The following is a 26,430-nucleotide window of genomic DNA, read 5'->3' as shown; positions in this document are numbered from 1 at the left end:
GACCGGACAGCGGGGGCGAGCGGGAAGGGCCGAGAAGTGATGGCGAGTGACGCCGTGGACACCGAGGGCGCCGTGGACGCCGAGGGCGTCGCCGACGCCGCGCAGGAGTGGCGGCGCTGGCATGAGCAGCGGACCGAGGCCGTGTCGGGTCCTTACGGGCCGCCGGCCCTGCGGGGCACGTACTGGCTCGCGGAATATCCGGAAGGCCAACTTCCGGCCATTCCCGGGCACTGGGCAGACGCGGGCGAAGCGGTCGTACTGACGGCGACGGCGGCCGATGGGCTCACCCTCGACGGGGTGCCCTTCGAGTGCGAGGTACGGCTCGGCGCCGACACCGGGCCGGTGGCCGGAGCCAGGGCCGGACTCGGGGAGCGGCGGTTCGTGGTGCTGCGCCGCGAAGGTCTGTGGGCGGTACGCGACTTCGACCCGGCGGCGCCTGCGCGGGCGGCCTTCCGCGGTATCGAGGCCACGCCGTACGACGCGGACTTCGCGGTGCCGGGGCGGTTCACCCCGTACGCGAAGGAGAGCACCGTCCGGGTGCCGAACGCCGACGGCAAGGAGCGCGGGCTCGGGCTCGGCGGTGAACTGGCCTTCACCCTGGCCGGGGTGGAGCACACGCTGCAGGTGACGGTCGAGGCGGACGGGTCCTTGTGGGCGGTGTTCGCCGACGCGAGCAGCGTGCGCGGCAGCTATCGCTTCCGCTTTCTGCGGCCCGCCGCGCCCGACGGGGACGGCCGGGTGAACGTCGACTTCAACCGGGCGCTGCTGCCGCCGTGCGCCTTCACGGATCACTTCCTGTGCCCGCTGCCGCCGCCGGGGAACACCCTGGACGTCGCGGTCGAGGCGGGGGAGCGGAACCCGGCCACGGCCTGAGCGCCCCGGGCCGCGAACTCCCCTCAGGGCGCCGTCAGTCGGGCCGGGAACCCCACGGCGCTCCCATACGTCACACCCGTGTCGATCAACCCCGGCGGCACCCGCGGAACACCGCGACGCACCAGCCGCCGGGGTAGACGCGTGTGCGCGTGCAGACGACCGAAAGGCGCTCTTGTGCCGTCACGGCGGGGCCCAAATACTCCGAGCAGCGCTTGTCAGGGGCACAACGTATCCGGAATTCGGACGTTCCCCCCTGGCTGCGCCTCACGGGCCCGCTTTCTCCAGGCGGGCCCCCGATTCCCCTCGGAGGAACGCCAAGTGAGGAACAAGCGCATCACCCCCCGCAGTGGTTTCGCGAGACGGGCTTCGCTGATGGCGGCGGCCGGTGGTCTCGTGGCCGCTGGCGCCCTCGCCGCCCCCACTGCCGCTGCGGACGAGGTCACGACCTACAGCACCGCCCAGCTCACCAAGGCGAGCGGTGCCGTGCTCAAGGCCGATGTGGCCGGCACCGCCTGGAACATCGACCCGAAGACGAACCGCCTCCTGGTGACGGCGGACAGCACCGTCTCCCAGGCCGAGATCAACGAGATCAAGCGCGCGGCGGGCGCCAACGCCGGCGCCCTCAAGATCGAGCGCACCCCCGGCAAGTTCAGCAAGCTGATATCCGGTGGCGACGCCATCTACGCGTCCCAGTGGCGCTGTTCCCTCGGCTTCAACGTCCGCAACAGCAGCGGCACCAGCTACTTCGTGACGGCCGGTCACTGCACCGACGGCGCCGGCACCTGGTACGCCAACTCCGGGCGCACCACCGTCCTCGGCCCGACCGCGGGCTCCAGCTTCCCGGGCAACGACTACGGCCTGGTCCGCTACTCCAACACCTCGATCAGCAAGCCCGGCACCGTCGGCGGCCAGGACATCACCAGCGCGGCCGACGCCACGGTCAATATGGCCGTCACCCGCCGCGGCTCCACCACCGGCACCCACAGCGGCCGGGTCACGGGCCTCAACGCCACGGTCAACTACGGCGGCGGCGATGTCGTCTACGGCATGATCAGGACCAATGTCTGTGCCGAGCCCGGCGACTCCGGCGGTCCGCTCTACTCCGGCACCCGGGCCATCGGCCTGACCTCCGGCGGCAGCGGCAACTGCTCCTCCGGCGGCACGACCTTCTTCCAGCCCGTCAGGGAGGCCCTGAGCGCGTACGGGGTCAGCGTCTACTAAGCGCTCCGCGGGAAGTCCGGTGCATCATCCGCGGGTGCGTCGTGGCCGGTCGCGCCGCTCAATGGTCCCGGACCTTCGAGCCCCCGCCCGAACTCCCGGGCGGGGGCTCCCCCTTGACCGGCAAACAGGGCTACCGTCGAATAACACGCCCAATTCGGACCCTGGGGGGCCGTGATGGTCGAGGAGCTGGTGACGGCGGGAGTGTCGGTGGCGGCCGCCGGCGTGGTCTATGTGATGGCGGCGGCGAGGGTCGTCAAACAGTACGAACGGGGTGTGGTGTTCCGGCTCGGCCGGCTGCGGTCGAGCCTGCGCGGGCCCGGGTTCACGATGATCGTGCCCGGCGTGGACCGGCTCCGTAAGGTCAATCTGCAGATCGTGACGATGCCGGTGCCCGCCCAGGAGGGCATCACGCGGGACAACGTGACCGTACGGGTCGACGCCGTCGTGTACTTCAAGGTGGTCGAGGCGGACAAGGCGGTCGTGAACGTGGAGGACTACCGGTTCGCGGTCTCCCAGATGGCGCAGACCTCGCTGCGGTCGATCATCGGCAAGAGCGATCTGGACGACCTGCTGTCCAACCGCGAAAAGCTCAACCAGGGGCTCGAGTTGATGATCGACAGCCCGGCGGTGGGCTGGGGTGTGCAGATCGACCGGGTGGAGATCAAGGATGTGTCGCTGCCCGAGACGATGAAGCGGTCGATGGCCCGGCAGGCGGAGGCCGACCGGGAGCGCCGGGCCCGGATCATCAACGCCGACGCCGAGCTGCAGGCCTCGAAGAAGCTGGCCGAGGCCGCGCACCAGATGGCGGACGAGCCCGCGGCGCTGCAACTGCGGCTGCTGCAGACCGTGGTGGCGGTGGCCGCGGAGAAGAACTCGACTCTGGTGCTGCCCTTCCCGGTGGAGCTGCTCCGGTTCCTGGAGCGGGCGACACCGCATGCCTCGCAAACCTCGTATACGCCGGAGGCGGAGCAGGAGCAAGGCGCGCAGCGGACACCGGTGACGCCGCGGGTGCCGGAGACACAGGCGGTGCTGCAGGCGGCGCTCCAGCAAGTGCAGCAGCAGCTTCAGCGGGGCGCGGGCGTGCCGGAATCCGGCGCGGCGCCTTCGGAATTCGGCGCGGGGACGGCGGAATCCGGCACCCCGGGGGCGAATTCAAGACAGGACTAGTCCTCACCCGCTGCCGACCGTTCGTTCGCACGGGGTGTTCACCGGGGGAGCCGACTTGGCGGGAGCGCGTTCGTGAACGGCTCGGGGGCGCCACGTGGTTGTCGAGTGCGCGTCCTGAAGTCGACCTTGTGTGCCCCCTGTGAAGCTGGGAATAGTGGCTGTCACCCGTTGGCATGGACGCGACTTGTGGCTTTACGTCGGCTACGCCGCTTCTGTGCCCGTATACGCCTTCAGGGCCCGGTGAACCCCACCGATCCGGGTCCGACCCCCCACAGGAGGACGTAAGTTGAAGCACCGACGCATACCTAAGCGCCGTGTCGCCGTAGCAGGTGCGGGCATCGCCGCCCTCGTCGCCGCGGGTGTCACCTTCCAGACCGCCAACGCGAGCGACGCTCCCACCCCCGAACTCAAGAGCCTCACCGCGGCCGCGGCCGGAAAGCTCGGCGGCACCCTCGGCAAGGACCTCGGTGCGGACGCCGCTGGTGCTTACTACGACGCGAAGTCCAAGGCGCTCGTCGTGAACGTCCTGGACCAGAAGGCGGCCGACGCCGTCGAGCAGGCCGGCGCCAAGGCCAAGGTCGTCGAGCACTCGATGGCGAAGCTGAAGAGCACCCGCAGCGACCTGATCGAGAAGGCCAGCACCAAGGGCGTCTCCTGGGTCATCGACCCCACGAGCAACAAGGTCGTCGTCACCGCCGACCGCACCGTGAAGGGCGCCGCGCTCAGCAAGCTCACCAAGGCCGCCGACGCGCTCGGCTCCCAGGTCGAACTGAAGCGCTCCAAGGGTGAGTTCAAGCGGTTCATCGCGGGTGGCGACGCCATCTGGGGCGGCACCGGGCGCTGCTCGCTCGGCTTCAACGTCACCGTGGGCGGTGAGCCGCACTTCCTGACCGCGGGCCACTGCACCGAGTCCATCCAGAGCTGGTCCGAGGAGCAGGGCGGCGCCGTCATCGGCGAGAACGCCGGCTCCAGCTTCCCGGACAACGACTACGGCATCGTCAAGTACACCGGCGACACCGCGCATCCCAGCGAGGTCAACCTCTACAACGGCTCGACGCAGGCCATCGCCAAGGCGGGCGACGCCACGGTCGGCCAGGAGGTGCAGCGCAGCGGCTCCACCACGCAGCTGCACGACGGCAAGGTCACCGGCCTTGACGCCACGGTCGACTACGGCGGCGGCGATGTCGTCAACGGCCTCATCCAGACCGATGTCTGCGCCGAGCCCGGCGACAGCGGCGGCGCGCTCTTCGCGGGCGACACCGCGCTCGGTCTGACCTCCGGCGGCAGCGGTGACTGCTCCTCGGGCGGCGAGACCTTCTTCCAGCCGGTGCCCGAGGCCCTCGAGGCCTTCGGGGCGGAGATCGGCTGAGGCACTCTTTTTCCCGCTTGAAGGCTCGGCCCACCTCGGTGGGCCGAGCTTTTTCGAATTTCTTGTGAAAGTTTTCACAAGCTCGCAAGGGACTTCTGGCCCTCGATGTTCCTGCAGGTCAGAGCGGCTTTCTGTAGCCGCTACTGGATCTTGAAGGGACTTCTTTCCCTGCGGATGGGGCCCTTATCGGCATCTTCTCGGCGCGCTCCGGGTGTGCAATTAATTCGTGAGCGAAAAAGGTCGCAACCGCGCTGAAGGAGACGTTGCCATGCAGGCCCAGGAGATGGTGGACGGACTCGTCCAAGGGGCGCTGAAGTCCCTCGATCTGTTCGAGACGTATGACCAGGAGCAGGTCGATCACATCGTCAAGAAGGCCTCGCTCGCGGCTCTCAGCCGGCACGGCGAGCTCGCGAAGCTCGCCGTCGAGGAGACCGGGCGCGGCCTCTTCGAGGACAAGGCCGTCAAGAACCTGTTCGCCTGTGAGCATGTCGTCAACTCGATGCGCGGCCTGAAGACGGCCGGAGTCATCGCCCGCGACGAGCTCAACGGCATCACCGAGATCGCCGAGCCGGTCGGTGTCGTCTGCGCCATGACCCCGGTGACCAACCCGACTTCGACCACGATCTTCAAGGCCCTCATCGCCCTGAAGACCCGTAACCCGATCATCTTCGCCTTCCACCCGAGCGCACAGGAGTGCTCCGCAGAGGCCGCCCGGATCGTGCGCGACGCCGCGATCGAGGCCGGTGCCCCGGAGAACTGCGTGCAGTGGATCGAACAGCCGTCGATGGAGGCCACCGGCTTCCTGATGAACCACACCGGCGTCTCCACCATCCTCGCCACCGGCGGCAACGCGATGGTCAAGGCCGCCTACTCGTGCGGCAAGCCGGCCCTCGGCGTCGGCGCGGGCAACGTGCCCGCGTATGTCCACAAGAGCGCCAAGCTGCAGCGCGCCATCCACGACATCGTGCTGTCGAAGGCCTTCGACAACGGCATGATCTGCGCCTCCGAGCAGGCCGTCATCCTCGACGAGGAGGTGTACGCGAAGGGCATCGAGGAGTTCAAGCGCCTTGGCGCGTACGTGGTTTCGGGCGCCGAGAAGACCCAGCTGGAGAACTTCGTCTTCGGCACCAGCGCGTACGCCGAGAACTGTGCGGGCGCCAAGCTCAACGCCGCCGTCGTGGGCAAGTCCCCGCAGTGGATCGCCGAGCAGGCCGGGTTCTCCGTGCCCGAGGACACCTCGATCCTGCTCGCCGAGTGCGCCGAGGTCGGCGACAACGAGCCGCTGACCCGCGAGAAGCTCTCCCCGGTGCTTGCCGCCCTGAAGGCGGGATCCACCGAGCTCGGCATCGAACTGGCCGCGCGGATGGTCGAGTTCCACGGCCTCGGCCACTCGGCCGCCATCCACGCCGAGGACGAGAAGCTCGTCGAGGAGTTCGGCAAGCGGGTCAAGGCGATCCGCGTCATCGCCAACTCGCCCTCGACCTTCGGCGGCATCGGCGATGTCTACAACGCCTTCATGCCCTCGCTGACTCTCGGCTGCGGCTCCTACGGCCACAACTCGGTGTCGAACAACGTCACCGCGGTCAACCTGATCAACGTCAAGCGGATCGGACGGCGCAACAACAACATGCAGTGGTTCAAGGTCCCGCCGAAGATCTACTTCGAGCGCAACTCCATCCGCTACCTCGGTGAGATGGACGGCATCAAGCGGGTCACGATCGTCACCGACAAGACCATGTCGACCCTCGGCTTCGTGCAGAAGGCCGTCGACATCCTGCAGTCGCGCGAACAGGGCGTCGTGCTGCAGATCATCGACAACGTCGAGCCCAACCCGGAACTCGCCACCGTGCGGGCCGGCGCCGCGATGATGCGGGACTTCCAGCCCGACACCATCATCGGCCTCGGCGGTGGCTCGCCGATGGACGCGGCGAAGATCATGTGGCTGATGTACGAGCACCCCGAGGTCGAGTTCGCGGACACGAAGGAGAAGTTCTTCGACGTCCGCAAGCGCGCCTTCAAGTTCCCGGCGCTCGGCAAGAAGGCGCAGATGGTGGCCATCCCGACCACCTCGGGCACGGGCTCGGAGGTCACCCCCTTCGCGGTCATCTCCGACCCGGAGGCCGCGCAGAAGTACCCGCTCGCCGACTACGCGCTCACCCCGAACGTCGCGATCGTCGACCCGGTCCTTCCGATGGGGCTCCCGGCGAAGGTGACCGCGGACTCCGGCTTCGACGCCCTGACGCACGCCACCGAGGCGTATGTCTCCGCGTACTCCAACGACTACACCGACGGCCTCTGCCTGCAGGCCATCAAGCTGATCTTCGAGAACCTGGAGCGGTGCGTCGTCGACGGGGCGAACGACCCCGAGGCGCGCGAGAAGATGCACAACGCCTCGACGGTGGCGGGTATGGCCTTCGCCAATGCCTTCCTCGGGCTGGTGCACGCCATGGCGCACACCCTGGGCAACACCTTCCATGTCGCCCACGGCCGCACCAACGCGCTGCTCCTGCCGCATGTCATCCGGCACAACGGCACCGTCTCGCACAAGGCCACGCCGTGGCCGAAGGCCGAGGTGTACCGGGCGCCTGAGCGGTTCCAGGAGATCGCGAAGATGCTGGGCCTGAAGGCGGGCACGCCGGAAGAGGGAGTCGAGTCGTACGCCAGGGCCGTCGAGGAGCTGCGGTCGCGGTGCGGGATTCCTTCGTCCTTCGCCGAGGAGGGTGTCGACGAGGCGGCCTTCATCGCGGCTCTGCCGCAGCAGGCGATGAACGCCTACGCCGATCAGTGTGCGCCCGCGAACCCGCGGATGCCGATGATCGACGACATGCAGCAGCTGATGCGGCAGGCGTACTACGGGAACGTGGAGGGGGCGCCCGCCGAGGCCGCGTAGCTCTTTGAGGGCTGGGGCCCGTCCGGTGCGGATTCGTCCGCGCCGGGCGGGCCCTTCTTATTACGGCTCCGGGTGCTCCTCGTGCAGGGCCGGGGCGATGAAGCGGCCCATGGGGAGGACGTTGCGGCCCCAGGTGGAGGCGAGGACCTGGCCTGCCAGGAGATACAGCGCGCCGGCTGCCGCACACAGGCCCGCCCAGCCCGCGACGCGGTTCCAGCCGACGCTGCCCGTGAAGCCGTTGCAGGTCATCGCGATGAAGACGATCAGTACGCAGGTGAAGGTGAAGAGCAGGGCCACATGGATACGGAAGGTGGCCAGCCACAGGACGAAGACCACGAAGACCCAGGGGAGGGTGAACAGGCCCATCGTGTCGCCGCGCAGGGACGGGTCGAGGCCGGGGAGCACCCACTGGAGCATCAGTGCCTTCGCCATCCAGAACAGACCGAAGCCGCCGAAGACCGTGGCGTGCCAGGTGTCACCGCGCTGTGCCTGGAAGAGACCGGCGAGAAGCTGGGCCAGGCCGCCGATGAAGAAGCCGACCATGGGCAGCACGGAGTGCAGCAGCTTTTCCGGGAAGACGCCGGCGTCGATGCCCGTGGCGATCATCGTGACCACGATGAAGCCGGTGAGGCCGAGCGGTCCGAGCTGGGCCTGGGCCGAGGGCTCCATCCGTTTGACGGAGAGCGCCTGGGCGATGGGACCCGAGCGGTTGAGGAGGTTCATGAGGGGTCCCTCCTCGGAGCCGTCGCCGCCTCGGTGAGCCGGTCGTCCAGGGCCTTTTTGTCCTGGCGCAGAAAGGACAGGACGAGCGTGACCGCCGCCGCGCCCACCGCCCAGGCCGCCAGGATCAGGAACGGGCCGCCGGCGCCGTTGCCCTTGAAGTAGGCGATGGAGCGGGCCGCGAACGTGCCCGCGCCCGGCGGCAGTACCGGCCCGATCCCGCGCCAGAAGCCCGGCAGCAGCGGATACGGATAGGCGCCGCCCGCGCTCGGGTTGCCGAGGACCACGACCAGGAGGATCGCCAGGCCGATACCGACCACACCCGCGATGCCCTGGAACGCGAGGGTGATCGCGCCGACCGCGAAGACAAGCAGGGAGCCGAGGCCCCACAGCGCCATGACGCTGCCGGGCAGCGCGCCGAGCACCGGGCCTGCGATCACCGCCCCGAGCAGGCCCGCCACGATCGCGTAGAGCAGCATCACGCACAGCCGGATCAGGGCGCGGGCCGGGTTCGCGGGTTTGGCGCCCGCGCTGATCGCCAGGGCCGAGGCGCACAGATAGCCGCCCACGCACCAGCCGACGACCAGATAGAACGAGGACAGACCACGGGCGTCGCCGGGGTCGTCGGGGACCACGTCGGTGACGGTCAGAGTCCGCTTCTGCGCCTTCTCGGTGGCGCCGAGGATCTCCTCCAGGGCCTGGGAGAGGCTGGCGCCCGCGCCGCTGGCGACCAGGAGCCGGTCGCCGGGGGCCCGCGGGTCGACGATCAGGGCGCCGTCGACGTCCCGGTTCTTGATCTGGGAGAGCGCCTCCGCCTCGTCCTTGACCGCACGTGGCTTGAGCGGTTTGCCCGGCAGGGCGCGCAGCTGCTCCACGGCCTGGTCGGTGATCTGGGCCGCCGGGGCCGTCACCGCGATCGGGATCTCGTGCGGCTTGGGTTTGTGGAAGGCGCCGATGTACGACGCGATGAAGGCGAGCTGAACCGCGAGCACTCCGATGACCAGGAGGGCGGTGCGGGTACTCACCGCATCCTTGACCTCGCTGAGAAAGCCCGTACTCGGATCGCCGTCAAGGCCGCCGCCGCGTGTGGTCCTCGTCATGCCCCCACGCTCGGTGGCCCTGCGGTGCACCGCAGCAGGGCGGGCCCGAACGGGTGAGGGACTCCAGGCTTCGGGAGGAGGGGCGAGGTTACTGTCGCTCCTGGAGTCGTACGCACGTTCGAAACCGTCTATGGTGGAGAAGGGGATGCGAGAGCGACGGTTTTCAGGAGGTGCGTGTGCCGGGGTTCACGCATCTGCACACCGTCTCCGGGTTCTCCCTGCGCTACGGCGCCTCGCACCCGGAGCGGCTCGCCGAGCGCGCCGCCGAGCGGGGCATGGACGCCCTCGCGCTCACCGACCGGGACACCGTGGCCGGAGCGGTGCGCTTCGCCAAGGCCTGCGAGAAGGCCGGGGTGCGGCCGCTGTTCGGGGCCGGCCTCGCGGTGGCCCCCGAGGTGCGGGAGAGCGGATCGGGGCACGAGAAGCGGCGCGCTCCGGTGCGCGGCGGTGCCTTCGTCGACGAGTCCGCGCCGCGCGTCACCTTCCTCGCCCGGGACGGCGCCGCGGGCTGGGCCGATCTCTGCCGCCTCGTCACCGCCGCGCACACGGCGCCCGACGGGCCGCTGCTCGACTGGCCGGACAACCACGGCGACGGACTCACCGTGCTGCTCGGGCCCGCGTCCGACGTGGGCCGCGCGCTCGCCGCGGGGCGTCCCGACCGGGCCGCGAAACTGCTCGGCCCCTGGCGGGAGATCTACGGCGACGCGCTGCGGCTCGAAGCGGTCCACCACGGCCTCAAGGGCACCGGGCCCGGCTCGCTGCGGCTCGCCGCACGCACCGTGGGCTTCGCCGCCGAGCAGGGGATCAAGCCCGTGCTCAGCAACGCCGTCCGCTATGCCGACCCGGGGCAGGGGCCCGTCGCCGACGTCCTGGACGCGGCCCGGCGCCTGGTGCCGATCGACCCGGCCAAGGGGCTCGACAGCGGGGAGCGCTGGCTCAAGGGCGCCGACGGCATGCTGCGCGAGGCGGAGCGGATCGTGGCGGCCGCGGGCTACCGGCGCGATACCGCGTACCGGCTGCTCGAAACCACCCAGGAGACCGCCGCCGCCTGCCTCGTCGACCCCGAGGACGACCTCGGTATCGGCTCCGTGCACTTTCCCGAGGCGCACCTCGTCGGCGCCGGGCGGCGCACCGCGCAGCGTGCCCTCGCCTCGCGCGCCACCGCCGGGATGCTCCGCCTCGGCTACGGCGGCCGGCGCCACTACTGGGAGCGGATGCACCACGAGCTGGATGTCATCGCCCACCACGGGTTCGCCTCCTACTTCCTGACGGTCACTCAAGTCGTGGACGACGTAAGGGAGATGGGTATCCGTGTGGCCGCCCGTGGCTCGGGGGCCGGGTCCCTGGTCAACCATCTGCTCGGTATCGCACACGCCGACCCGGTCGAGCACAACCTGCTGATGGAGCGCTTTCTGTCCAAGCGGCGCTCCGTCCTGCCGGATATCGACATCGACGTGGAGTCGGCCCGCCGCCTCGAGGTGTACCGCGCGATCATCGGCCGGTTCGGTACCGAGCGCGTCGCCACCGTCGCCATGCCCGAGACCTACCGCGTGCGGCACGCCATCCGGGATGTGGGCGCGGCCCTGTCCATGGACCCCGCCGAGATCGACCGGCTGGCCAAGGCCTTCCCGCACATCCGGGCCAGGGACGCGCGCGCGGCCATGGAGGAACTGCCCGAACTGCGCGACGTGGCACGGGAGAAGGAGAAGTACGGACGGCTCTGGGAGCTGGTCGAAGGGCTCGACGCACTGCCGCGCGGAGTCGCCATGCACCCGTGCGGGGTGCTGCTCTCGGACGCCTCGCTGCTCGCCCGTACGCCCGTGATGCCGACCAGCGGCGAGGGCTTTCCCATGTCCCAGTTCGACAAGGAGGACGTGGAGGAGCTCGGCCTTCTCAAGCTCGATGTGCTCGGGGTGCGGATGCAGTCCGCGATGGCGCACGCCGTGGGCGAGATCGAGCGGGCCACGGGGGAGCGGGTCGACCTCGACGCCGTGCCGCCGGGTGACGCGGCGACGTACCGGCTCATCCGTACCGCCGAGACGCTGGGGTGCTTCCAGATCGAGTCGCCGGGCCAGCGCGACCTGGTCGGACGGCTTCAGCCCGCGACCTTCCACGACCTCGTGGTGGATATCTCGCTGTTCCGTCCCGGGCCGGTCGCGGCCGACATGGTGCGGCCGTTCATCGAGGCCAGACACGGCCGCAAGCCGGTCACCTATCCGCACCCGGACCTGGAGGGGCCGCTGCGCGAGACCTACGGCGTGGTCGTCTTCCACGAGCAGATCATCGAGATGATCGACATCATGACCGGCTGCGGCCGGGGCGAGGCCGACCGGGCGCGGCGCGGTCTGTCCGACCCGGAGTCGCAGGGCCGGATCCGGGTGTGGTTCGCGCAGCACGCGGCGGCCAAGGGGTACAACGCCGAGACGATCCAGCGCACTTGGGAGATCATCGAGGCCTTCGGCTCGTACGGCTTCTGCAAGGCGCACGCCGTGGCCTTCGCCGTGCCGACCTATCAGTCCGCGTGGCTCAAGGCGCACCACCCGGCCGCCTTCTACGCCGGTCTGCTCACCCACGACCCCGGGATGTACCCGAAGCGGCTGCTGCTCGCGGACGCCAGACGGCGCGGGGTGCCGGTGCTTCCGCTCGATGTGAACCGGTCCGCGGTCGCTCATCGGATCGAACTGGTGTCCGGTTCGGAAGGCGGTTCCGGTACGTGGGGGCTGCGGCTCGCCCTGTCGGACGTGCACGGGATCAGTGAGGCCGAGGCCACGCGGATCCAGGACGGCCGGCCGTACTCCTCGCTGCTCGACTTCTGGGAGCGGGCGAGGCCGGGCAAGCCGGTGGCCGAACGGCTCGCCCAGGTAGGGGCGTTGGACGCGTTCGGCGGCAACCGGCGCGATCTGCTGCTGCATCTCGCCGAACTGCACCGTGGCGCGCGCGGCTCCTACGGCGACCAGCTTCCGCTCGCCGGCGGGCGCAGAACCGCCCCGGTCGGCCTGCCCGACCTGGGCGAGACCGAGCGGCTCAGTGCCGAACTCGGTGTCCTCGGCATGGACGCGTCCCGCCATCTCATGGGCGACCACCATGAGTTCCTGCGCGAACTCGGCGTGACCTCCGCCAAGCGGCTGCGGATGGCCGAGCACGGCCAGACCGTCCTGGTCGCGGGCGCCAAGGCGGCCACCCAGACCCCGCCCATCCGCTCCGGGCGCCGGGTCATCTTCACCACGCTCGACGACGGCACGGGCCTGGTCGACCTGGCCTTCTTCGACGACAGCCACGAGCGGTGCGCGCACACCGTCTTCCACTCCTGGCTGCTGCTCGTCCGCGGCGTGGTGCAGCGGCGCGGGCCGCGGAGCCTGTCCGTGGTGGGCGCGGCGGCGTGGAATCTGCAGGAACTGGTGGAGCTGCGCGGCGAGGGCGGGCTCGAGGCTGTGGGGGAGCGGCTCGCGCAGCCGCCTGTGGCCGCGCGGGAAGCGGGCCCGGGTGAGGCAGGCCCGGATGAGGCGGGTCCGGGTGGGGTGGCCGCGGATGAGGCGGGCCCGGACGGCGGGCGCCGGATCCGGATGCCCACCGGCTACGAGATGCACCCGTGGGCCGACCTCAAGCCACCCGGCGAAGGGCCCGCGGGCGGAAGGAAGTTGTGGCACCGGAGTCCGGGGAGCGCGGGATGATTCTCTGTGTACGTTTCCGTGAGGTGGCCGACGGTGATGCGCTGCTGCCCGAACTCGTCTCGCTGGTAGGGGAGTTGACCCCGGTCGTCGAGGCCGCGCCGCCCGACGCGGTGCTCGCCGATGTGCGCGGCGCCCTGCGGTACTTCGGCCGGGACGCCGGTGAGCTCGCCGCGCTCGTACGGGTGCGTGCGCTCGCCTTCCACGGCGTGGACTGTGTGATCGGGGCGGGCCCGAACCCGATGCTGGCCCGGATGGCGGCCCAGGAGGCGGGGCCGGGGGCGACCCGGGTGGTGCCCCGGTCGGCCGACGGCGTACGGGAGTTCCTCGACCGCAAGCCGGTCGTCGCCCTCGAAGGTGTCGGCCGCGCCACGGCCCGCACCCTGTGCGCCTACGGCCTCGACACCATCGGCAGGACCGCCGCCGCGCCGCTCGGCACGCTGCAGCGGATTCTCGGGGCGAAGGCGGGGCGCGAGGTGCGCGAGAAGGCCCTCGGTATCGACCGTACGCCCGTCGTACGCAATGCGGCCGCCCGCTCCCTTGCCGCCGAACGGACCTTCCCCCGCGACGAGTTGGACCCGTCCCGGCACCGGCGTGCGCTGCTGTCGCTCACCGAGGAACTGGGGGCCAGGATGCGCGGCGAGAGCCAGGTGTGCCGGTCCCTGACGCTGACGGTGCGCTACGCCGACCGTTCCACGACCGTGCGCTCCCGCAGCCTGGGCGAGCCCACCGCGCACTCGGCTTCCCTCACCGCGGCCGCTTACCGCATGTACGAGGCGCTCGGGCTGCAGCGCGCCCGTGTCCGTGCTCTCGCGCTGCGCGCGGAAGGTCTCGGCCCCGCTGAACTTGCCTCCCGTCAGCTGATGTTCGACCCCGCGGACGAGAAGGCCCGGCGCCTGGAGGAGGCGGCGGACCGGGCTCGGGCACGGTTCGGGACGAAGGCTGTGGGACGGGGTGCGCTGGCCGCGTAGCTCTTACGCGGCTATCGGCACCGCCGTTCAGTGGCGCCGCATCGCCCTGCGGGCTCGTCCTCAAACGCCGGACGGGCTGCTCAAGAGCCTTCGTAGCGCCAAGCCGAAGACCGCCCGTCCCGCCCGTGCCGTCAACGGGTCGAAGAGTCGGGGGAGCCGGGTTACTCGCAGGTCCTCGCGCCACACCACGTGCGTGCCGCTTCCGTGCGGGCGGACCTCGATCTCGGCCCAGCCGGTGAGGAACGTGCCGGTTTTCAGCAGGTGGCAGCGGCCGTGCGGATCCTCGGCCGTCGGGGGCCGCCACTCGGTGACTTCCATCGGGTCGTCGAAGGCGAGGCGGCCGATGCCGGTGCGGGCCACGAAGCGGGTGCCGGTGCGGGTGGGCGGCGGGGTGAGGACCGTCGTTCCGGTCAGCGGGACCTGGGCGGCGTGGCGCGGCCAGTCGGTGACGCGCCGCCAGGCCTGCTGCGGGGTGAGCGGGCAGCGGCGGTCGATACGGAACTCGGGCACCCGGTCAGCGTAGGGCCGTGGCGCCGGCCGTCCTGCCCGGACACGGCGGCGCCGCCGTCCCCCCCTGAGGTGAAGGAAGGGGGAGCGGCGGCGCGGCCGGACCGGCATCCGGGGCTCATGTCCCTGGAGCCCCGGAGTCTGGGTGCCGGAGTCTGGGTGCCGGAGCCCGACGGGCTCAGCGGCCGTGGCGGCCACCCGTGACGGCGCGGCGGCGGACCGAGCCGAAGAGGGCCGCGGCACCGATGGCCAGGGCGGCGGCGCCACCGATCGCGATGTACGGGGTGGTGGAGTCGCCGCCGGTCTCGGCGAGGTTCTCACCGGCCGCCGCCGCGGGCTTCTCGGCACCGCCGTTGACCTCGGGGGCGTTGGCGTCGGTCCCGGTGTGGTCGCCGTGCTCACCGGCGGGGGCGGCGGACTCGGCGCCGGTCTTGGCGTCCTGGTCGCCGTGGCCGTGGTGCTCGAGCGTGGACTTGTCGGCGCCCGAGTCGATCTGCTCCTGGGACGGGGCGGAGGCCTCGGGGGCCGGCGCGGCGGCGTCGGACGAACCGGCGTTGTCCTTGCCGAACACCACGTCGGAGCAGGTGTAGAAGGCCTCGGGGGAGTCCGAGCGCTGCCAGGTCGAGTAGATCAGGTGCCGGCCCTCACGAGCGGGGATCTTGCCCTCGAAGACATAGTCGCCGCCCTCCATCTTCGGGTCCTTGACGTCCACGAAGGGCTTCTCCTCCAGGTCCGACCACTTCAGCGGCTTCGACGGGTCGTAGCCCTCCTTGGTGATGTACAGCTGGAAGGATCCCTTGTGCGGGGCGGTACCGGCGTAGCGGAAGGTGTGGTTGCCCGCGGAGAGCTTGGTGGACGGCCAGTCGGCGCGCGGCAGGTCGAGGCCCTTGTACTTGTCGTTGCCGGCGCTGCAGAGCTTGCCGTCGGGGATGATCTCCTTGTGCTTGCCCGCGGCGTTGGCGATGTTCACGCCGTTCCAGTCGTAGAAGGCCTGCGCGCCGCTGGCCTGGACGGCCGCCTTGCACGCCGCCGACTTCGGGGACTCGGGGCCCTCCTGGAAGCAGGCCGAGACACGGCTCACCGGGTCCGTCATGGAGCCGTGCGCGGCGGCCGGGGAGGCGGCCAGGGCGGTCAGCGCGAGCGGGGCGATACCGATGGCGGCGATGGACGCGGCCTTGCGGCGAGCAGTCATGGGGATCGATCTCCTCGAAAACGGGTCACAGCTTGGGGGATACGAGGCGGATACGGACCGGCGGTGCCGCCCCCCGAAAGCGCGGCGCCGTAGGTCCGAATCCGCCCCGGCGATCAGAAAGCTAGCCCCTGAAATCCGTGAAATCGCCTGCTGGGACCGGGTTATGGAGATCCTTATGCCTCGTTTAAGGAAGCGCTCAGAGGCGATTAAGAGCAGGTCCGGAAAGTCCGGTTCCGCGTCGCGTCCGCACGCTCACCGCCGCGTCCGCACGCTCACCCCAGCCAGCGGTAGCGCCGCTCCGGCCGTCCCGTACCGCCGTACTTGAGCGTCACCTCGACCCGTCCCGTATCCGCGAAGAACTCCAGATAGCGGCGGGCGCTGACCCGGGACAGGGAGCCCGCGCGGGCGCACTCCGTGGCGGAGAGCCCGTCGCGGTGCTCGCGAAGGACGCGCTCCACCAGGTCCGCGGTGTGGGTCGCGAGTCCCTTCGGCAGCTCGCGCGAGCCCGGCGGGCGGGTGCCGAAGATCTGGTCGACGTCCTCCTGCCGGGCCTCGTCCAGATCGTCGAGGCGGGCGCGCAGGGCGGCCACATGCGTCAACTGCTCCTGCAGCGCGGCCTGGTTGAAGGGCTTGATCAAGTAGTGCAGGGCGCCCGCGCGGAGCGCCGAGCGGATGACGTCCGCGTCCCTGGCGGCGGTGATGAACAGGGCGTCCACGGGCGGCCGCCGCGGATCGCGCTCCTCCGCCGCCCGCAGCTCACGCAGCACGCTGATGCCGTCCATGTCGGGCAAATACACATCAAGGAGGACGAGGTCCGGGCGCAGTTGCTCCGCCGCGCGCAGGGCCTCGGCTCCGCTGTACGCGACCCCGACCACCGTGAATCCGTCCATCGCGGACACATAGCGGCCGTGCAGCTTCGCCACCATGAAGTCGTCGTCCACGACCAGCACCTTCGTCATCGCCGCAGGCTAAGTGCGCGAACACAACGACCACAACGTCCGTTGCTTGCGGAAGGGAGACAGCTTGTTAACGCGCGGGCAACATGTGGGCCACTTCACAAGCCTTAACGGCACCCTTACCCATTCACGTACCGACAGGTGGTGGCACCCGTGCGTCTGCGCACACCCCTCGCCCTGCTCGGGGCCGCGCTGCTCGTGCTCGCCGGGCCGCCGCTGCTCACCTCGGGCAGCGGCGCCGACACCGGCACACAGATCCCGGGCCTGCGCTTCATGGTTCCCAACACCCCCGGCGGCGGCTACGACATCACGGCACGTACGGCCGCCAAGGACGCCGAGGACGCCGGACTCACCCACAACATCGAGGTGTTCAACCTGCCGGGCGCGGGCGGCACCGTGGGTCTGACCCGGCTCGTCGGCGAGCACGGCAACGGCAAGCTCGCCATGTCCATGGGCCTCGGCGTCGTCGGAGCCGCCCGCTCCAACCACTCCCCGAAGACCCTCGCCGACACCACCCCGATCGCCCGCCTCACCGAGGAGCAGGACGTCGTGGTGGTCGCCAAGGACTCGCCGTACCAGACCATCGGGGACCTGGTCGACGCCTGGAAGAAGAACCCGGGCAAGATGCCCGTCGGCGGCGGCTCCTCGCCCGGCGGACCCGACCACATCGCGCCGATGCTGATGGCGCGGGCGGCCGGGATCGAACCGAAGAAGGTCAACTACGTGCCGTTCGACGGCGGCGGCGAACTGCTCGCCTCGATCCTCGGCAACAAGGTCGCCTTCGGCGTCTCGGGCGTCGGCGAATACCTCGACCAGATCAAGTCGGGCGAGCTGCGGCTGCTCGCCGTGACCGGGCCGAAGCGGGTCAAGGGCCTGGACGGGCCGACCCTCAAGGAGTCCGGCTACGACGTGAACTTCACCAACTGGCGCGGCATCGTCGCCCCGCCCGGACTCTCCGAGGCCGAACGCGACAAGCTCACCGGCCTGGTGGAGAAGCTGCACGCCTCCGACGAGTGGCAGAAGTCGCTGAAGAAGAACGGCTGGGAGGACGCCTTCACCACCGGTGCCGAGTTCGGTGACTTCCTCGCCGCACAGGACAAGCGCGTGGTGTCCGTACTGAAGGAGCTGGGGCTGTGACGACCGCGACCAAAACCCCCGAGGCGCAGCCGGAGCCCGCGCCGCGCAGGTCCTGGCTGAAGGAGCACTCCGAACTCGGCGTCTGCGTCCTGCTGTTGGCGCTCGGGACGCTCGTCCTCACCGACGCCCTCACCATGGACGTCGACATCGCCCAGCGCGGGCCCATCGGCCCCAAGACCGTGCCGGTCGTGGTCGGTATCGGCCTGCTCGTCATCGCCGTACTGCTCGCCGTCGACGTCCTGCGCGGCGGCCGCGGCGAGGCCGAGGCCGGCGAGGACATCGATCTGTCCGAACCCGCCGACTGGCGCACCGTCCTGCTGCTCGCCGGGGTCTTCCTCGCCACCGCCGTCCTGATCGACCCGCTCGGCTTCCCGGTCGCCGGGGCGCTGCTCTTCTGGGGCGCCGCCTTCGCGCTCGGCAGCCGCCGCCTCGACCGCGATCCACTGATCGCCGCGGTGCTCTCGCTGCTCACGTACGTCCTCTTCAACAACCTGCTCGGGGTGCCGCTGCCCGGTGGCCCGCTGATGGGAGTGCTGTGACATGGATGCCCTCAACTCCCTGATGGACGGCTTCGGTACGGCCCTCACTCCGCTCAACCTGCTCTGGGCCGCCGTCGGCGTCCTGCTCGGCACCGCGATCGGCGTGCTGCCCGGCATCGGGCCCGCGATGGCCGTGGCGCTGCTGCTCCCGGTGACCTACGGACTCGATCCGACCGGCGCGTTCATCATGTTCGCCGGGATCTACTACGGCGCGATGTTCGGCGGCTCGACCACCTCGATCCTGCTCAACACCCCCGGCGAGAGCGCCGCCGTGGTGGCCGCCATGGAAGGCAACCCGATGGCCAAGGCGGGGCGCGGCGCACAGGCGCTCGCGGCCGCCGCCATCGGCCACTTCGCGGGCGGCATGGTCGGCACGATCCTGCTGGTCGCGCTCGCCCCGAAGATCGCCGAACTCGCCGTCGACATCGGTGCACCCGACTACTTCGCGATCATGGTGCTTGCCTTCATCGCGGTCACCTCGGTGCTCGGCTCGTCCCGTATCCGCGGTCTCGCGTCGCTGCTCATCGGTCTCACCATCGGCCTGATCGGCCTGGACCAGATGACCGGCCAGCAGCGCCTCACCTTCGGCACGCTCCAGCTCGCCGACGGAGTGGATGTCGTGATCGTCGCCGTGGGTCTCTTCGCGATCGGCGAGGCCCTGTGGGTCGCCGCCCATCTGCGCCGCTCCAGCGGCGAGGCCATCCCGGTCGGCCGCCCCTGGCTCGGCCGCGGGGACGTCAGGCGCTCCTGGAAGTCCTGGCTGCGCGGGCCCGTGATCGGCTTCCCGTTCGGCGCGATCCCGGCCGGCGGCGCGGAGATCCCCACCTTCCTCTCGTACGTCACTGAGAAGCGCCTTTCCAAGCACAAGGACGAGTTCGGCAAGGGCGCCATCGAGGGCGTCGCGGGACCGGAGTCCGCGGCCTCCGCGTCGGCCGCCGGAACCCTGGTCTCCATGCTCACCCTCGGCCTGCCCACCACGGCCGTCGCGGCCGTGATGCTCGCCGCCTTCCAGCAGTACGGCATCCAGCCGGGACCGCTGCTCTTCGAGCGGGAACCCGAGCTGGTGTGGGGCCTGATCGCCTCGCTGTTCGTCGGCATGGTGCTGCTGCTCGCCCTGAACCTGCCGCTCGCCCCGCTGTGGGCGAAGCTGCTCAGGATCCCGCGGCCCTATCTCTACGCGGGCATCCTGTTCTTCGCGGCGGTCGGCGCGTACGCGGTCGGCGGTGAGGCCCTCGACCTGGTGATCCTGCTCGTCATCGGCCTGATCGGCTTCGGAATGCGGCGCTACGGCCTGCCGGTGCTGCCCGCCGTCATCGGCGTCATCCTCGGCCCGGCCGCCGAACAGCAGCTGCGCCGTGCCCTGCAGATCAGCGACGGCAGCGTCACCGGCCTGGTCGACACGCCCTTCTCGGTGACGGTGTACGCCGTGGTCGTGCTGCTGCTCGCCTGGCCGCTCCTCAAGAAGCTGATCAGGCGCGGACGTTCGGACCGTACCGTGGACGCATGACGACAGCCGACGGCATCCGGCCCGCCACCACCGACGACGTGCCCGCCGTGCGCGCGGTGACCGACGCGGCGTACCACCGCTACATCGAGCGCATCGGACTGCGTCCTGCGCCCATGGACCGGGACCACGCCGAAGACGTGGCGGCGGGGCGGGTGTTCGTCACCGGTGACCCGGTCACCGGTCTGGTGGTCCTGGTCCCGCACGAGGACCATCTCTACCTCGAATCCATCGCGGTCCACCCCGACGCCCACGGGCGCGGGGTGGGCCGCGTCCTGCTCCACTTCGTGGAACGACGGGCCCATGAACTCGGCCTGCCCGAAGTGCGGCTCCTCACCAATGCGCTGATGTGGGAGAACCAGAAGATCTACGCGCACTACGGCTACGAGGTCGTGGAGCGGCGCAAGGAGGGTGCGTACGACCGCATCCACTACCGGAAGCCGCTGACGGAACCCGCGGAGAGCTGAGCTCAGCCGTCGGGCCACCAGGTCCTGTGGATGTCCTTGCGGATCTCGGGGCGGGGCTGCGCGACTTCTTCGCGCCGCTCCCGCTCACGGCGGCGCACGGGCTTGGCGAGCGGCTTCTGCAGGGTCTGGCGGCGCATGGCGGCCTCCTAGGGCGAAGCGGTCCGGTCTGTGTTCCACGTATCCGTAGAGCTAGACCCGGACAAGGAGCCTGACTCATCGGCGCCGCTCTGTCAGTGGTACCCGTCACGCTCTGTTGTGACTCTCATCACGGCCTGGTTCGAGGCTTGAGTTCCGCCGCCCACCGCTCCGACCAGTGCGTAAGGCCGGAGAGCGCCGCGCAGGCTTCCCTGCCGAGAGGGGTGAGGCGGTAGTCGGTGCCGGGGCCGCGCTCGACGAGAAGGCTTTCCTGGAGCTCGGCGAGACGCTGGTGCAGGACGCTCGACGACATGCCGTCGCACGCCTGCCGCAGAGGGCGGAAGCCCAGCGGGCCGTCCAGGTGCAGCTCCCAGAGGATGCGCAGATTCCACCGGCGGCCGAACAGATCGAGCGCGGCCATCAGAGGGCGTCCGGTGGCGGAGCCGCGTACGGGCCCGCCGGGGCGGGGAGTCGGCATGTTCTCCAGCCTGTTCCGTGTTCTGCGCCCGTGCTCCGGCGCTTCGGAATCGGAAACGCGCTTCGGAATCAGAAACGTTAGCGCGCGGCGTACCGCGCGATGTGCGGAGGTACGGCGATGTCCTCGGTAAGGGCGGGGTCCGGCTCCGGCGTGCCCCAACTGCTGTGCAGCGGAAGGACTCCCGCCCACAGGCCGAGCTCGGCGTCCGGGCCCTCGCCGTCCTCCGGCGGGCCCGAGCGCAGCTTGACCGAGGCCTCGTCGAGGGAGAGGGCGAGCAGCCTTGTGGCGGCCAGTTCCTTGCGGCTCGGGCGGCGGGCGTAGTCCCACTGGCCCGGTGTGCACTGCTCGGTCAGACAGCGCAGGCCGGCGAGCTTCTCCTCGGAGTCCGTCACCGCGCGGGGCACGCCGTAGACCATCGCGCTGCGGTAGTTGACGCCGTGCTCGAAGACCGAGCGCGCCAGGACCAGGCCGTCGACATGGGTGACGGTCACGCACACCGTGGCGTCCGGATCCGCCGCCAGGCTGCGGCTCGCCACGGACCCGTGCAAATAGAGGGTGTCGCCGTCGCAGCCGTACACCGTGGGCACGACCATCACCGTGCCGTCCACCGTGACCCCGAGGTGGCAGAGGAACCCGGCGGCGAGAACGGCGTCGAGGTCCGCCCGGTCGAGGCTGCCCTGCTCGCGCAGACGGCGGTGGCGGGTGCGGTCGGTCACGGGGAGCCGGGGGCGGGTCGCGGGGAGCCGGGGGTGCGCATTCATGGCGGGGACTCTACTGATGTCGACTGTCGAGAACCAGATAACCTTTCGTATTCGTCACTGCACGCTTCCTGTGCGACGAAATCCGTTGTTGTCAGAGGTGGCTGGGACCATCGGGCTCATGATGATCGACTGGGACGACGCAGCCGACAGCTTCGACGACGAGCCCGACCACGGGCTGCGCGACCCGGCGGTGCGCGCGGCCTGGGCGGAGCGTCTGCGGGGCTGGCTGCCCGCGGCGCCCGCCGATGTCCTCGACCTCGGCTGCGGCACCGGCAGCCTGGCCCTGCTCGCCGCCGGGCAGGGCCACCGGGTCACCGGCGTCGACCGTTCGCCGCGCATGGTGCAGCTCGCGCGGGAGAAGCTCACCGGGACCGGGGCGCGGGTTCTGGCGGGGGACGCCGTTCAACCTCCGGTCGGGGAGCGGAAGTTCGATGTCGTCCTCGCCCGCCACGTGCTGTGGGCGCTGCCCGACCCGGAGGCGGTGCTGCGGCGCTGGTCCTCGCTGCTGCGCCCCGGCGGGCGGCTCGTCCTGGTCGAGGGCGTGTGGGGCGAGCAGAGCCCGGCCGGCATCCCGGCGGAGCGCCTCACCACGGCTCTCGCGCCGACGGCCGCGCGGGTGCACGTGGAGCGGCTGTCGTCCGACGCGCGCCTGTGGGGACGTGAAGTCGCCGACGAGCGCTATGCGGTGGTGGCCGTCGTCGCCGGGCGGCCGCGCCACACGGAGGTCGTCGACGTCCATCTGATCGTGCGGCGCGGAGCCGACGTGCTGCTCGCCCGGCGGGCCGGCACCGGGTACGCGGACGGGCTGCTGCACGCGCCGTCCGGCCACACCGAGGACGGCGAGGACGTCCGCGCGGCGATGATCCGCGAGGCGTACGAAGAGGTGGGTCTCGTCCTCACCCCGGACCAGCTGCGCGTCGCCCTGGTCATGCAGCACCGCGGGCCTGGCGGCGCGCCCCGTATCGGCTGGTTCTTCGAGGTGCCGGACGGCGCGGGCGGCGAGCCGGTCAACCGCGAGCCCGACAAGTGCTCCGGCATCGGCTGGTACCCCCTGTCCGCCCTGCCGGACGACATGGTCGCGTACTGCAGAGCGGGTCTCGACGCCTACCGCGCGGGGGAGCGCTTTCTCATCCACTGGCATGAGGACGGGGACTCCGTCGCGTATGACGGCACACCGCGGGGCGTGCCGCTGCCCGTGAGCGGCGGCCACGGCTCCGGGCACGGCGGGGTGCACCACATCGAACTGTGGACGGCCGACCTGGAATCGGGCGAGGCCTCCTGGGGCTGGCTGCTCGGCGAGCTCGGCCACACCCCGTACCAGCGCTGGGAGCGGGGCAGGAGCTGGCGCCGGGGCGACACCTATGTGGTGCTCGAGCAGTCCGCGGACCTGACAGGGGACCGCCACGACCGCACCCGGCCGGGGCTCAACCACATCGCCTTCCAGCTGCGGGACCGGGCCGCGCTCGACACCCTGGTGCGGCGGGCGCCCGAGCACGGCTGGCGGCTCCTCTTCCCGGAGCGCCATCCGTACGCGGGCGGCGCGGGGCACTACGCCGCCTACCTGGAGGACGCTTCCGGGTTCGAGGTGGAGCTGGTGGCGGACTGAGGCGGCCGGTCAGTCCGCAAGCAAGGGGGCCAACCCCTCGGTCCTGGCGAGGAGTTCGAGGTCGTCAAGGGCCCGCGAGGCGGCGGAGGCGGCCTCGGGGTCACGGTCGGCGAGACCGCTCTCGGCGAACTCGTCCTCGTCCAGGCGCAGGACGGACGCGCCGTCGGCCGAGACCCAGAGGTCCAGGTCCAGATCCTCCGAGACCAGCTCGGCACCGGCGCCGGTGCGGGAGGCCGGGCGGGCCATGTCGCAGTACCAGCCCTTCAAGGCGCCCTCGCCCGTGCGGACTTCCTTCACCGAGTACCAGCGGTCCCGCCAGTAGTGCTCGGTGAACACATCGCCCGGCTCGAAGCGTACGAAGCCGAAGTCCCGTACTCCGTCGCCCGCCCAGGGGGCGCGCACCACGATGTGGGTGCCGTCGTCGTGCAGCAGCGAGGCGGGGTAGCGGATCTTCGTACGGCCCGCCTTGCGCAGCACCACGTCGACCGTGGGCCCGGCGGCCTCAGCCGAGGGCCAGTTCGCGGACATGCCGTACCTCCGTCGCGCAGATGTCGTAGCCGAACCACTTGTTGACCGCCAGCATCGGCTCGTTGCCGGCGTCGTTGCCCGTGAAGGCCTCCGTGCAGCCCGCGGCGCGCGCCCGGTGCAGCGAGTGCGCCTTGACGAGCTTCGCCAGACCGCGGCCCCGGTACGCGCGGCGCACCCCGGTCATGCCCGAGGTGTAACGGCCGCGCCCGTCCGTGCGGACCGCGGTGAACGCCGCCGGGACCCCGTCCACCACGGCGACCACGGTGAGTTCACGGTTCTGGCCCGGATGGCCCCACGTCGAGGTCAGCCAGTCCTCGTAGTCGTCGAGTTCGGCGCCCACATCGCTCGGCTCGTCCGCCGTGACCTCCGCGTCGAGCTCGAACAGCGGCCGCGGGTCGGCCGCGAAATCGGCCGCCGTGCGCAGTTCGACACCGGCGGGCGGCTCGGGCGGCTCGGGCAGCGTGCCGTGCGCCAGGTCGAGGCGCAGAAAGTGCGCGGAGCGGCTCGGGCGGTAGCCGCGGCGCTCGGCGAAGGCACGGTTCGCGGGCTCGTCGAGCACCCACGAGTAGACCGTCCGCGCGCCCGCGACGGCCAGATGCTCCTCGGCGGTGCGCAGCACCAGGGAGCCCGCGCCGCGCCCGCGGTGGTCCGGATGGACGTACACGTTCGCGTACGCCTGGCCGGGGGTGGTGCTCTCGTGCGCGAGGCCGACCTGGCCGCGGGCGACGATCCGGCCGTCCGCCTCGGCGACCAGGAGCCGGTACCGGGCGGCCGGGTTGGCGTGCGCCGTCGACCAGGCGATCTCCTCCGGCGTCGTCACCAGAAAGGGGATGGCCGCACGCAGTACCTCCGCGGTCGACTCGGCGTCCTCGGGGCGGAATTCTCTTACGAGCACAGTCATGGTGTCGGACCGTACGTGCGCGGGGTGTGCCCGCGCCTTCGAATTTTGTGGCCGTACGGAAGAATCGGCGCCGTGACCCTGAAGATTCACGTGGAGCAGGACAGCGATTCCGGCGCGCCGTACGAGCAGGTGCGCGCCCAGATCTCCGAGCAGGCCAGGTCGGGCGCGCTGCCCGTCGGCTACAAGCTGCCGACGGTGCGGGGGCTCGCGGAGTCCCTCGGCCTCGCGGCGAACACCGTGGCCAAGGCGTACCGGGCCCTGGAGGCCGACGGGGTGATCGAGACCCGGGGCCGCAACGGCACGTTCGTGGCCGCCGCCGGTGACGCGGCCGCCCGCCGTGCGGCGGACGCGGCGGCGGAGTACGCGACCCAGGCCAAACGCCTCGGCCTCGACCGGGCCGCGGCCCTCGCCGCGGTCCAGGACGCGTTGCGGGCGGCGTACAGCTGAGGGATGTGCGGACGGGCCCCTCTCTTGCTGCGGGGCCCGCGTCGGTCCGGAGACCGTCACGGTTCCCGGCCCGGCTCGGCTACAGATACAGCCCCTCATCCGCCCCGGCCCGCTGATCGGGCACCGACGTCGGGCTCGTGCCGCGGCGCAGGGCGAACAGCTCGGCGAGCGTCGCGCCGTCGCGGCCCACGGCCTCCTCGTGCGCGGGGAAGTCGGGGCCCAGCCAGTTGATGGACTCCGTGCGGGTCAGACTCCCGACCTCGATCCGGGCCAGACAGCGGCCGGGGCGGACCACGGCGGGGTGCAGCCGCTCCAGGTCCTCGTTGGTGGTGACCCCCACAAGAACGTTCCGCCCCTGGCCGAGCAGGCCGTCGGTGAGGTTGAGCAGCCGGGACAGGGCCTGGCCCGCCGTGTGCTTGGCCTCGCCGCGGATCAGTTCGTCACAGTCCTCGAGGAGCAGCAGCCGCCAGCGGCCCTTGGCCGAGCCGTCGTCCTCGCCGATCGCGATGTCCATCAGATAGCCGACGTCGGTGAACAGCCGCTCCGGGTCGAGCACGCAGTCCACCTGGCACCAGTCGCGCCAGGACCGGGCGAGGGTGCGCAGGGCCGAGGTCTTGCCGGTGCCGGGCGGACCGTGCAGCAGGAGCAGCCGGCCCGCGATGTCCTCGGGGGTGGTCTTCATCAGGCTGTCCATCGCGTCGGCGACCGGCGCCGTGTAGTTGCCGCGCACCTCGTCCCAAGTGCCCGCGGAGATCTGCCGGGTGGTGCGGTGCGGGCCGCGGCGCGGCGACACGTACCAGAAGCCCATCGTCACGTTCTCCGGCTGCGGCTCGGGCTCGTCGGCCGCGCCGTCCGTGGACAGCTTCACGATGTCCTCGGCGAGCTCCGCGGTCACCGCGGTGACCGTCACATCCGCACCCCGGTTCCAGCGGGAGATCAGCAGGGTCCAGCCGTCGCCCTCGGCGAGGGTCGCGCTGCGGTCGTCGTCGCGGGCCACGCGCAGCACGGTGGCGCCCGGCGGCAGCAGAGTGAAACCGGACTTGACGCGGTCGAGCGACGAACTGTGCGCGAACGGCTGCTCGCCGGTGGCGAAGCGGCCGAGGAACAGCGCGTCGACGACGTCGGACGGTGAGTCGCTGTCATCGACATTGAGCCGGATCGGCAGGGTGCCGTGAGGGTCAGCTGGCATGGCGTCCATGATCCGGCACGAACGCCCGTCGTGCACCGCATTTCCGTGGTACGGGCCAGGTCCGCGCCGTCCGCGGGCCCCGGCGGCAGTCCGGCGGCAGCCCG

Annotated in this window: 24 protein-coding genes; 13 read left to right on the top strand and 11 right to left on the bottom strand. The window is 71.0% G+C overall.

All coding sequences use genetic code 11. The features are described from left to right. Positions 1-39 precede the first annotated feature (39 nt). From ACFQVC_RS22300 to adhE, 5 genes are all read left to right on the top strand, one after another. Positions 40-873, top strand: a complete 834-nt coding sequence (locus ACFQVC_RS22300; RefSeq protein WP_381832958.1) for a DUF1684 domain-containing protein — start codon at positions 40-42, stop codon at positions 871-873. Positions 874-1,191: 318 nt separating this feature from the next. Continuing rightward, a complete protein-coding gene (locus ACFQVC_RS22295) occupies positions 1,192-2,094 on the top strand; it encodes a S1 family peptidase (protein ID WP_381832955.1) in 903 nt (300 codons plus the stop codon). A gap of 174 nt (positions 2,095-2,268) precedes the next feature. Further along, the gene (locus ACFQVC_RS22290; RefSeq protein WP_381833173.1) at positions 2,269-3,261 is read left to right on the top strand and encodes a slipin family protein; all 993 of its coding nucleotides are present in this window, start codon (positions 2,269-2,271) and stop codon (positions 3,259-3,261) included. 286 nt (positions 3,262-3,547) lie between these two features. Continuing rightward, positions 3,548-4,630 carry a S1 family peptidase gene (locus tag ACFQVC_RS22285; protein WP_381832952.1) on the top strand — a complete coding sequence of 361 codons (1,083 nt, stop codon included), beginning with the start codon at positions 3,548-3,550 and terminating at the stop codon, positions 4,628-4,630. A 268-nt stretch (positions 4,631-4,898) separates the two neighbouring features. Beyond that, positions 4,899-7,520: a bifunctional acetaldehyde-CoA/alcohol dehydrogenase gene (adhE, locus tag ACFQVC_RS22280; protein ID WP_381832949.1), complete on the top strand. Its 2,622-nt coding sequence runs from the start codon at positions 4,899-4,901 to the stop codon at positions 7,518-7,520. Between the two features lie 60 nt (positions 7,521-7,580). Here the strand turns inward: adhE and ACFQVC_RS22275 are convergent, their stop codons facing one another. Then, on the bottom strand, positions 7,581-8,243 hold the full coding sequence (locus tag ACFQVC_RS22275) for an acetate uptake transporter (RefSeq protein WP_381832945.1): 663 nt from the start codon (positions 8,241-8,243) through the stop codon (positions 7,581-7,583). Continuing rightward, positions 8,240-9,340 carry a DUF3533 domain-containing protein gene (locus tag ACFQVC_RS22270; RefSeq protein ID WP_381832942.1) on the bottom strand — a complete coding sequence of 367 codons (1,101 nt, stop codon included), beginning with the start codon at positions 9,338-9,340 and terminating at the stop codon, positions 8,240-8,242. The genes ACFQVC_RS22275 and ACFQVC_RS22270 overlap by 4 nt, the downstream gene beginning before the upstream one ends. A 176-nt stretch (positions 9,341-9,516) precedes the next feature. Between ACFQVC_RS22270 and ACFQVC_RS22265 the strand changes: the two genes are divergently transcribed. Together ACFQVC_RS22265 and ACFQVC_RS22260 are read left to right on the top strand one after the other, a co-directional pair. Further along, positions 9,517-13,011: a DNA polymerase III subunit alpha gene (locus ACFQVC_RS22265; protein WP_381832939.1), complete on the top strand. Its 3,495-nt coding sequence runs from the start codon at positions 9,517-9,519 to the stop codon at positions 13,009-13,011. Next, a complete protein-coding gene (locus tag ACFQVC_RS22260) occupies positions 13,008-13,979 on the top strand; it encodes a DNA polymerase Y family protein (protein WP_381832936.1) in 972 nt (323 codons plus the stop codon). The genes ACFQVC_RS22265 and ACFQVC_RS22260 overlap by 4 nt, the downstream gene beginning before the upstream one ends. A gap of 60 nt (positions 13,980-14,039) precedes the next feature. Here ACFQVC_RS22260 and ACFQVC_RS22255 read toward each other — a convergent pair whose 3' ends face one another. The 3 genes from ACFQVC_RS22255 to ACFQVC_RS22245 form a co-directional block, all read right to left on the bottom strand. Further along, on the bottom strand, positions 14,040-14,489 hold the full coding sequence (locus ACFQVC_RS22255; RefSeq protein ID WP_381832933.1) for an SRPBCC family protein: 450 nt from the start codon (positions 14,487-14,489) through the stop codon (positions 14,040-14,042). 175 nt (positions 14,490-14,664) lie between these two features. Further along, positions 14,665-15,678, bottom strand: coding sequence for a lytic polysaccharide monooxygenase auxiliary activity family 9 protein (locus ACFQVC_RS22250; protein WP_381832930.1), 1,014 nt, complete (start codon positions 15,676-15,678; stop codon positions 14,665-14,667). A gap of 272 nt (positions 15,679-15,950) precedes the next feature. Then, positions 15,951-16,637, bottom strand: a complete 687-nt coding sequence (locus tag ACFQVC_RS22245) for a response regulator (protein ID WP_381832927.1) — start codon at positions 16,635-16,637, stop codon at positions 15,951-15,953. A gap of 150 nt (positions 16,638-16,787) precedes the next feature. Here ACFQVC_RS22245 and ACFQVC_RS22240 point away from each other — a divergent pair, with 150 nt between their 5' ends. From ACFQVC_RS22240 to ACFQVC_RS22225, 4 genes are read left to right on the top strand one after another with little or no spacing between them, the layout of a single operon-like run. Further along, entirely contained in the window at positions 16,788-17,771 is a 984-nt protein-coding gene (locus ACFQVC_RS22240; protein WP_381833170.1) for a Bug family tripartite tricarboxylate transporter substrate binding protein, read from the top strand. Continuing rightward, positions 17,768-18,310: a tripartite tricarboxylate transporter TctB family protein gene (locus ACFQVC_RS22235; RefSeq protein ID WP_381832924.1), complete on the top strand. Its 543-nt coding sequence runs from the start codon at positions 17,768-17,770 to the stop codon at positions 18,308-18,310. Before ACFQVC_RS22240 ends, ACFQVC_RS22235 begins: the two co-directional genes overlap by 4 nt. Position 18,311: 1 nt before the next feature. Further along, positions 18,312-19,817, top strand: a complete 1,506-nt coding sequence (locus ACFQVC_RS22230) for a tripartite tricarboxylate transporter permease (RefSeq protein WP_381832921.1) — start codon at positions 18,312-18,314, stop codon at positions 19,815-19,817. Next, positions 19,814-20,281, top strand: coding sequence for a GNAT family N-acetyltransferase (locus ACFQVC_RS22225; protein ID WP_381832918.1), 468 nt, complete (start codon positions 19,814-19,816; stop codon positions 20,279-20,281). The genes ACFQVC_RS22230 and ACFQVC_RS22225 overlap by 4 nt, the downstream gene beginning before the upstream one ends. A gap of 2 nt (positions 20,282-20,283) precedes the next feature. Here ACFQVC_RS22225 and ACFQVC_RS22220 read toward each other — a convergent pair whose 3' ends face one another. From ACFQVC_RS22220 to ACFQVC_RS22210, 3 genes are all read right to left on the bottom strand, one after another. After that, positions 20,284-20,418, bottom strand: a complete 135-nt coding sequence (locus tag ACFQVC_RS22220) for a hypothetical protein (protein ID WP_381832915.1) — start codon at positions 20,416-20,418, stop codon at positions 20,284-20,286. Positions 20,419-20,546: 128 nt separating this feature from the next. Continuing rightward, positions 20,547-20,894: a winged helix-turn-helix transcriptional regulator gene (locus ACFQVC_RS22215; protein ID WP_381832912.1), complete on the bottom strand. Its 348-nt coding sequence runs from the start codon at positions 20,892-20,894 to the stop codon at positions 20,547-20,549. Positions 20,895-20,971: 77 nt separating this feature from the next. After that, positions 20,972-21,655, bottom strand: coding sequence for a pyridoxamine 5'-phosphate oxidase family protein (locus ACFQVC_RS22210; RefSeq protein WP_381832909.1), 684 nt, complete (start codon positions 21,653-21,655; stop codon positions 20,972-20,974). Between the two features lie 118 nt (positions 21,656-21,773). On the opposite strand from ACFQVC_RS22210, the gene ACFQVC_RS22205 reads away from it, so the two are divergent. Continuing rightward, positions 21,774-23,261, top strand: coding sequence for a trifunctional class I SAM-dependent methyltransferase/NUDIX hydrolase/VOC family protein (locus tag ACFQVC_RS22205; RefSeq protein ID WP_381832906.1), 1,488 nt, complete (start codon positions 21,774-21,776; stop codon positions 23,259-23,261). A gap of 9 nt (positions 23,262-23,270) precedes the next feature. Here the strand turns inward: ACFQVC_RS22205 and ACFQVC_RS22200 are convergent, their stop codons facing one another. Together ACFQVC_RS22200 and ACFQVC_RS22195 are read right to left on the bottom strand one after the other, a co-directional pair. Then, positions 23,271-23,789, bottom strand: a complete 519-nt coding sequence (locus ACFQVC_RS22200) for a ribonuclease FAU-1 family protein (RefSeq protein WP_381832903.1) — start codon at positions 23,787-23,789, stop codon at positions 23,271-23,273. Continuing rightward, complete coding sequence (locus ACFQVC_RS22195) at positions 23,764-24,690, bottom strand: GNAT family N-acetyltransferase (protein ID WP_381832900.1); 927 nt, start codon at positions 24,688-24,690, stop codon at positions 23,764-23,766. Before ACFQVC_RS22195 ends, ACFQVC_RS22200 begins: the two co-directional genes overlap by 26 nt. 72 nt (positions 24,691-24,762) lie before the next feature. Between ACFQVC_RS22195 and ACFQVC_RS22190 the strand changes: the two genes are divergently transcribed. Next, complete coding sequence (locus ACFQVC_RS22190) at positions 24,763-25,137, top strand: GntR family transcriptional regulator (protein ID WP_381832897.1); 375 nt, start codon at positions 24,763-24,765, stop codon at positions 25,135-25,137. Between the two features lie 79 nt (positions 25,138-25,216). On the opposite strand, the gene ACFQVC_RS22185 is transcribed toward ACFQVC_RS22190, so the two are convergent. After that, complete coding sequence (locus ACFQVC_RS22185) at positions 25,217-26,326, bottom strand: DUF5925 domain-containing protein (RefSeq protein WP_381832894.1); 1,110 nt, start codon at positions 26,324-26,326, stop codon at positions 25,217-25,219. Positions 26,327-26,430: the final 104 nt, after the last annotated feature.

Source organism: Streptomyces monticola, assembly GCF_042665355.1.
In the GTDB taxonomy this organism is placed as follows: Bacteria; Actinomycetota; Actinomycetes; order Streptomycetales; family Streptomycetaceae; genus Streptomyces; species Streptomyces monticola.
Note: the sequence above shows the minus strand (reverse complement) of the source record. Positions and strands in the feature narration are given on the sequence as shown.

What these genes read in the sequence shown, in the direction of transcription:
- ACFQVC_RS22290 (WP_381833173.1), top strand. Translation starts at nt 2,269, where the DNA reads ATGGTCGAGGAGCTGGTGACGGCGGGAGTGTCGGTGGCGGCCGCCGGC.
- ACFQVC_RS22275 (WP_381832945.1), bottom strand. Translation starts at nt 8,243, where the DNA reads ATGAACCTCCTCAACCGCTCGGGTCCCATCGCCCAGGCGCTCTCCGTC.
- ACFQVC_RS22225 (WP_381832918.1), top strand. Translation starts at nt 19,814, where the DNA reads ATGACGACAGCCGACGGCATCCGGCCCGCCACCACCGACGACGTGCCC.
- ACFQVC_RS22185 (WP_381832894.1), bottom strand. Translation starts at nt 26,326, where the DNA reads ATGCCAGCTGACCCTCACGGCACCCTGCCGATCCGGCTCAATGTCGAT.
- ACFQVC_RS22210 (WP_381832909.1), bottom strand. Translation starts at nt 21,655, where the DNA reads ATGAATGCGCACCCCCGGCTCCCCGCGACCCGCCCCCGGCTCCCCGTG.
- adhE (WP_381832949.1), top strand. Translation starts at nt 4,899, where the DNA reads ATGCAGGCCCAGGAGATGGTGGACGGACTCGTCCAAGGGGCGCTGAAG.
- ACFQVC_RS22260 (WP_381832936.1), top strand. Translation starts at nt 13,008, where the DNA reads ATGATTCTCTGTGTACGTTTCCGTGAGGTGGCCGACGGTGATGCGCTG.
- ACFQVC_RS22230 (WP_381832921.1), top strand. Translation starts at nt 18,312, where the DNA reads ATGGATGCCCTCAACTCCCTGATGGACGGCTTCGGTACGGCCCTCACT.
- ACFQVC_RS22220 (WP_381832915.1), bottom strand. Translation starts at nt 20,418, where the DNA reads ATGCGCCGCCAGACCCTGCAGAAGCCGCTCGCCAAGCCCGTGCGCCGC.
- ACFQVC_RS22250 (WP_381832930.1), bottom strand. Translation starts at nt 15,678, where the DNA reads ATGACTGCTCGCCGCAAGGCCGCGTCCATCGCCGCCATCGGTATCGCC.
- ACFQVC_RS22200 (WP_381832903.1), bottom strand. Translation starts at nt 23,789, where the DNA reads ATGTCCGCGAACTGGCCCTCGGCTGAGGCCGCCGGGCCCACGGTCGAC.
- ACFQVC_RS22205 (WP_381832906.1), top strand. Translation starts at nt 21,774, where the DNA reads ATGATGATCGACTGGGACGACGCAGCCGACAGCTTCGACGACGAGCCC.
- ACFQVC_RS22215 (WP_381832912.1), bottom strand. Translation starts at nt 20,894, where the DNA reads ATGCCGACTCCCCGCCCCGGCGGGCCCGTACGCGGCTCCGCCACCGGA.
- ACFQVC_RS22195 (WP_381832900.1), bottom strand. Translation starts at nt 24,690, where the DNA reads ATGACTGTGCTCGTAAGAGAATTCCGCCCCGAGGACGCCGAGTCGACC.
- ACFQVC_RS22245 (WP_381832927.1), bottom strand. Translation starts at nt 16,637, where the DNA reads ATGACGAAGGTGCTGGTCGTGGACGACGACTTCATGGTGGCGAAGCTG.
- ACFQVC_RS22270 (WP_381832942.1), bottom strand. Translation starts at nt 9,340, where the DNA reads ATGACGAGGACCACACGCGGCGGCGGCCTTGACGGCGATCCGAGTACG.
- ACFQVC_RS22300 (WP_381832958.1), top strand. Translation starts at nt 40, where the DNA reads ATGGCGAGTGACGCCGTGGACACCGAGGGCGCCGTGGACGCCGAGGGC.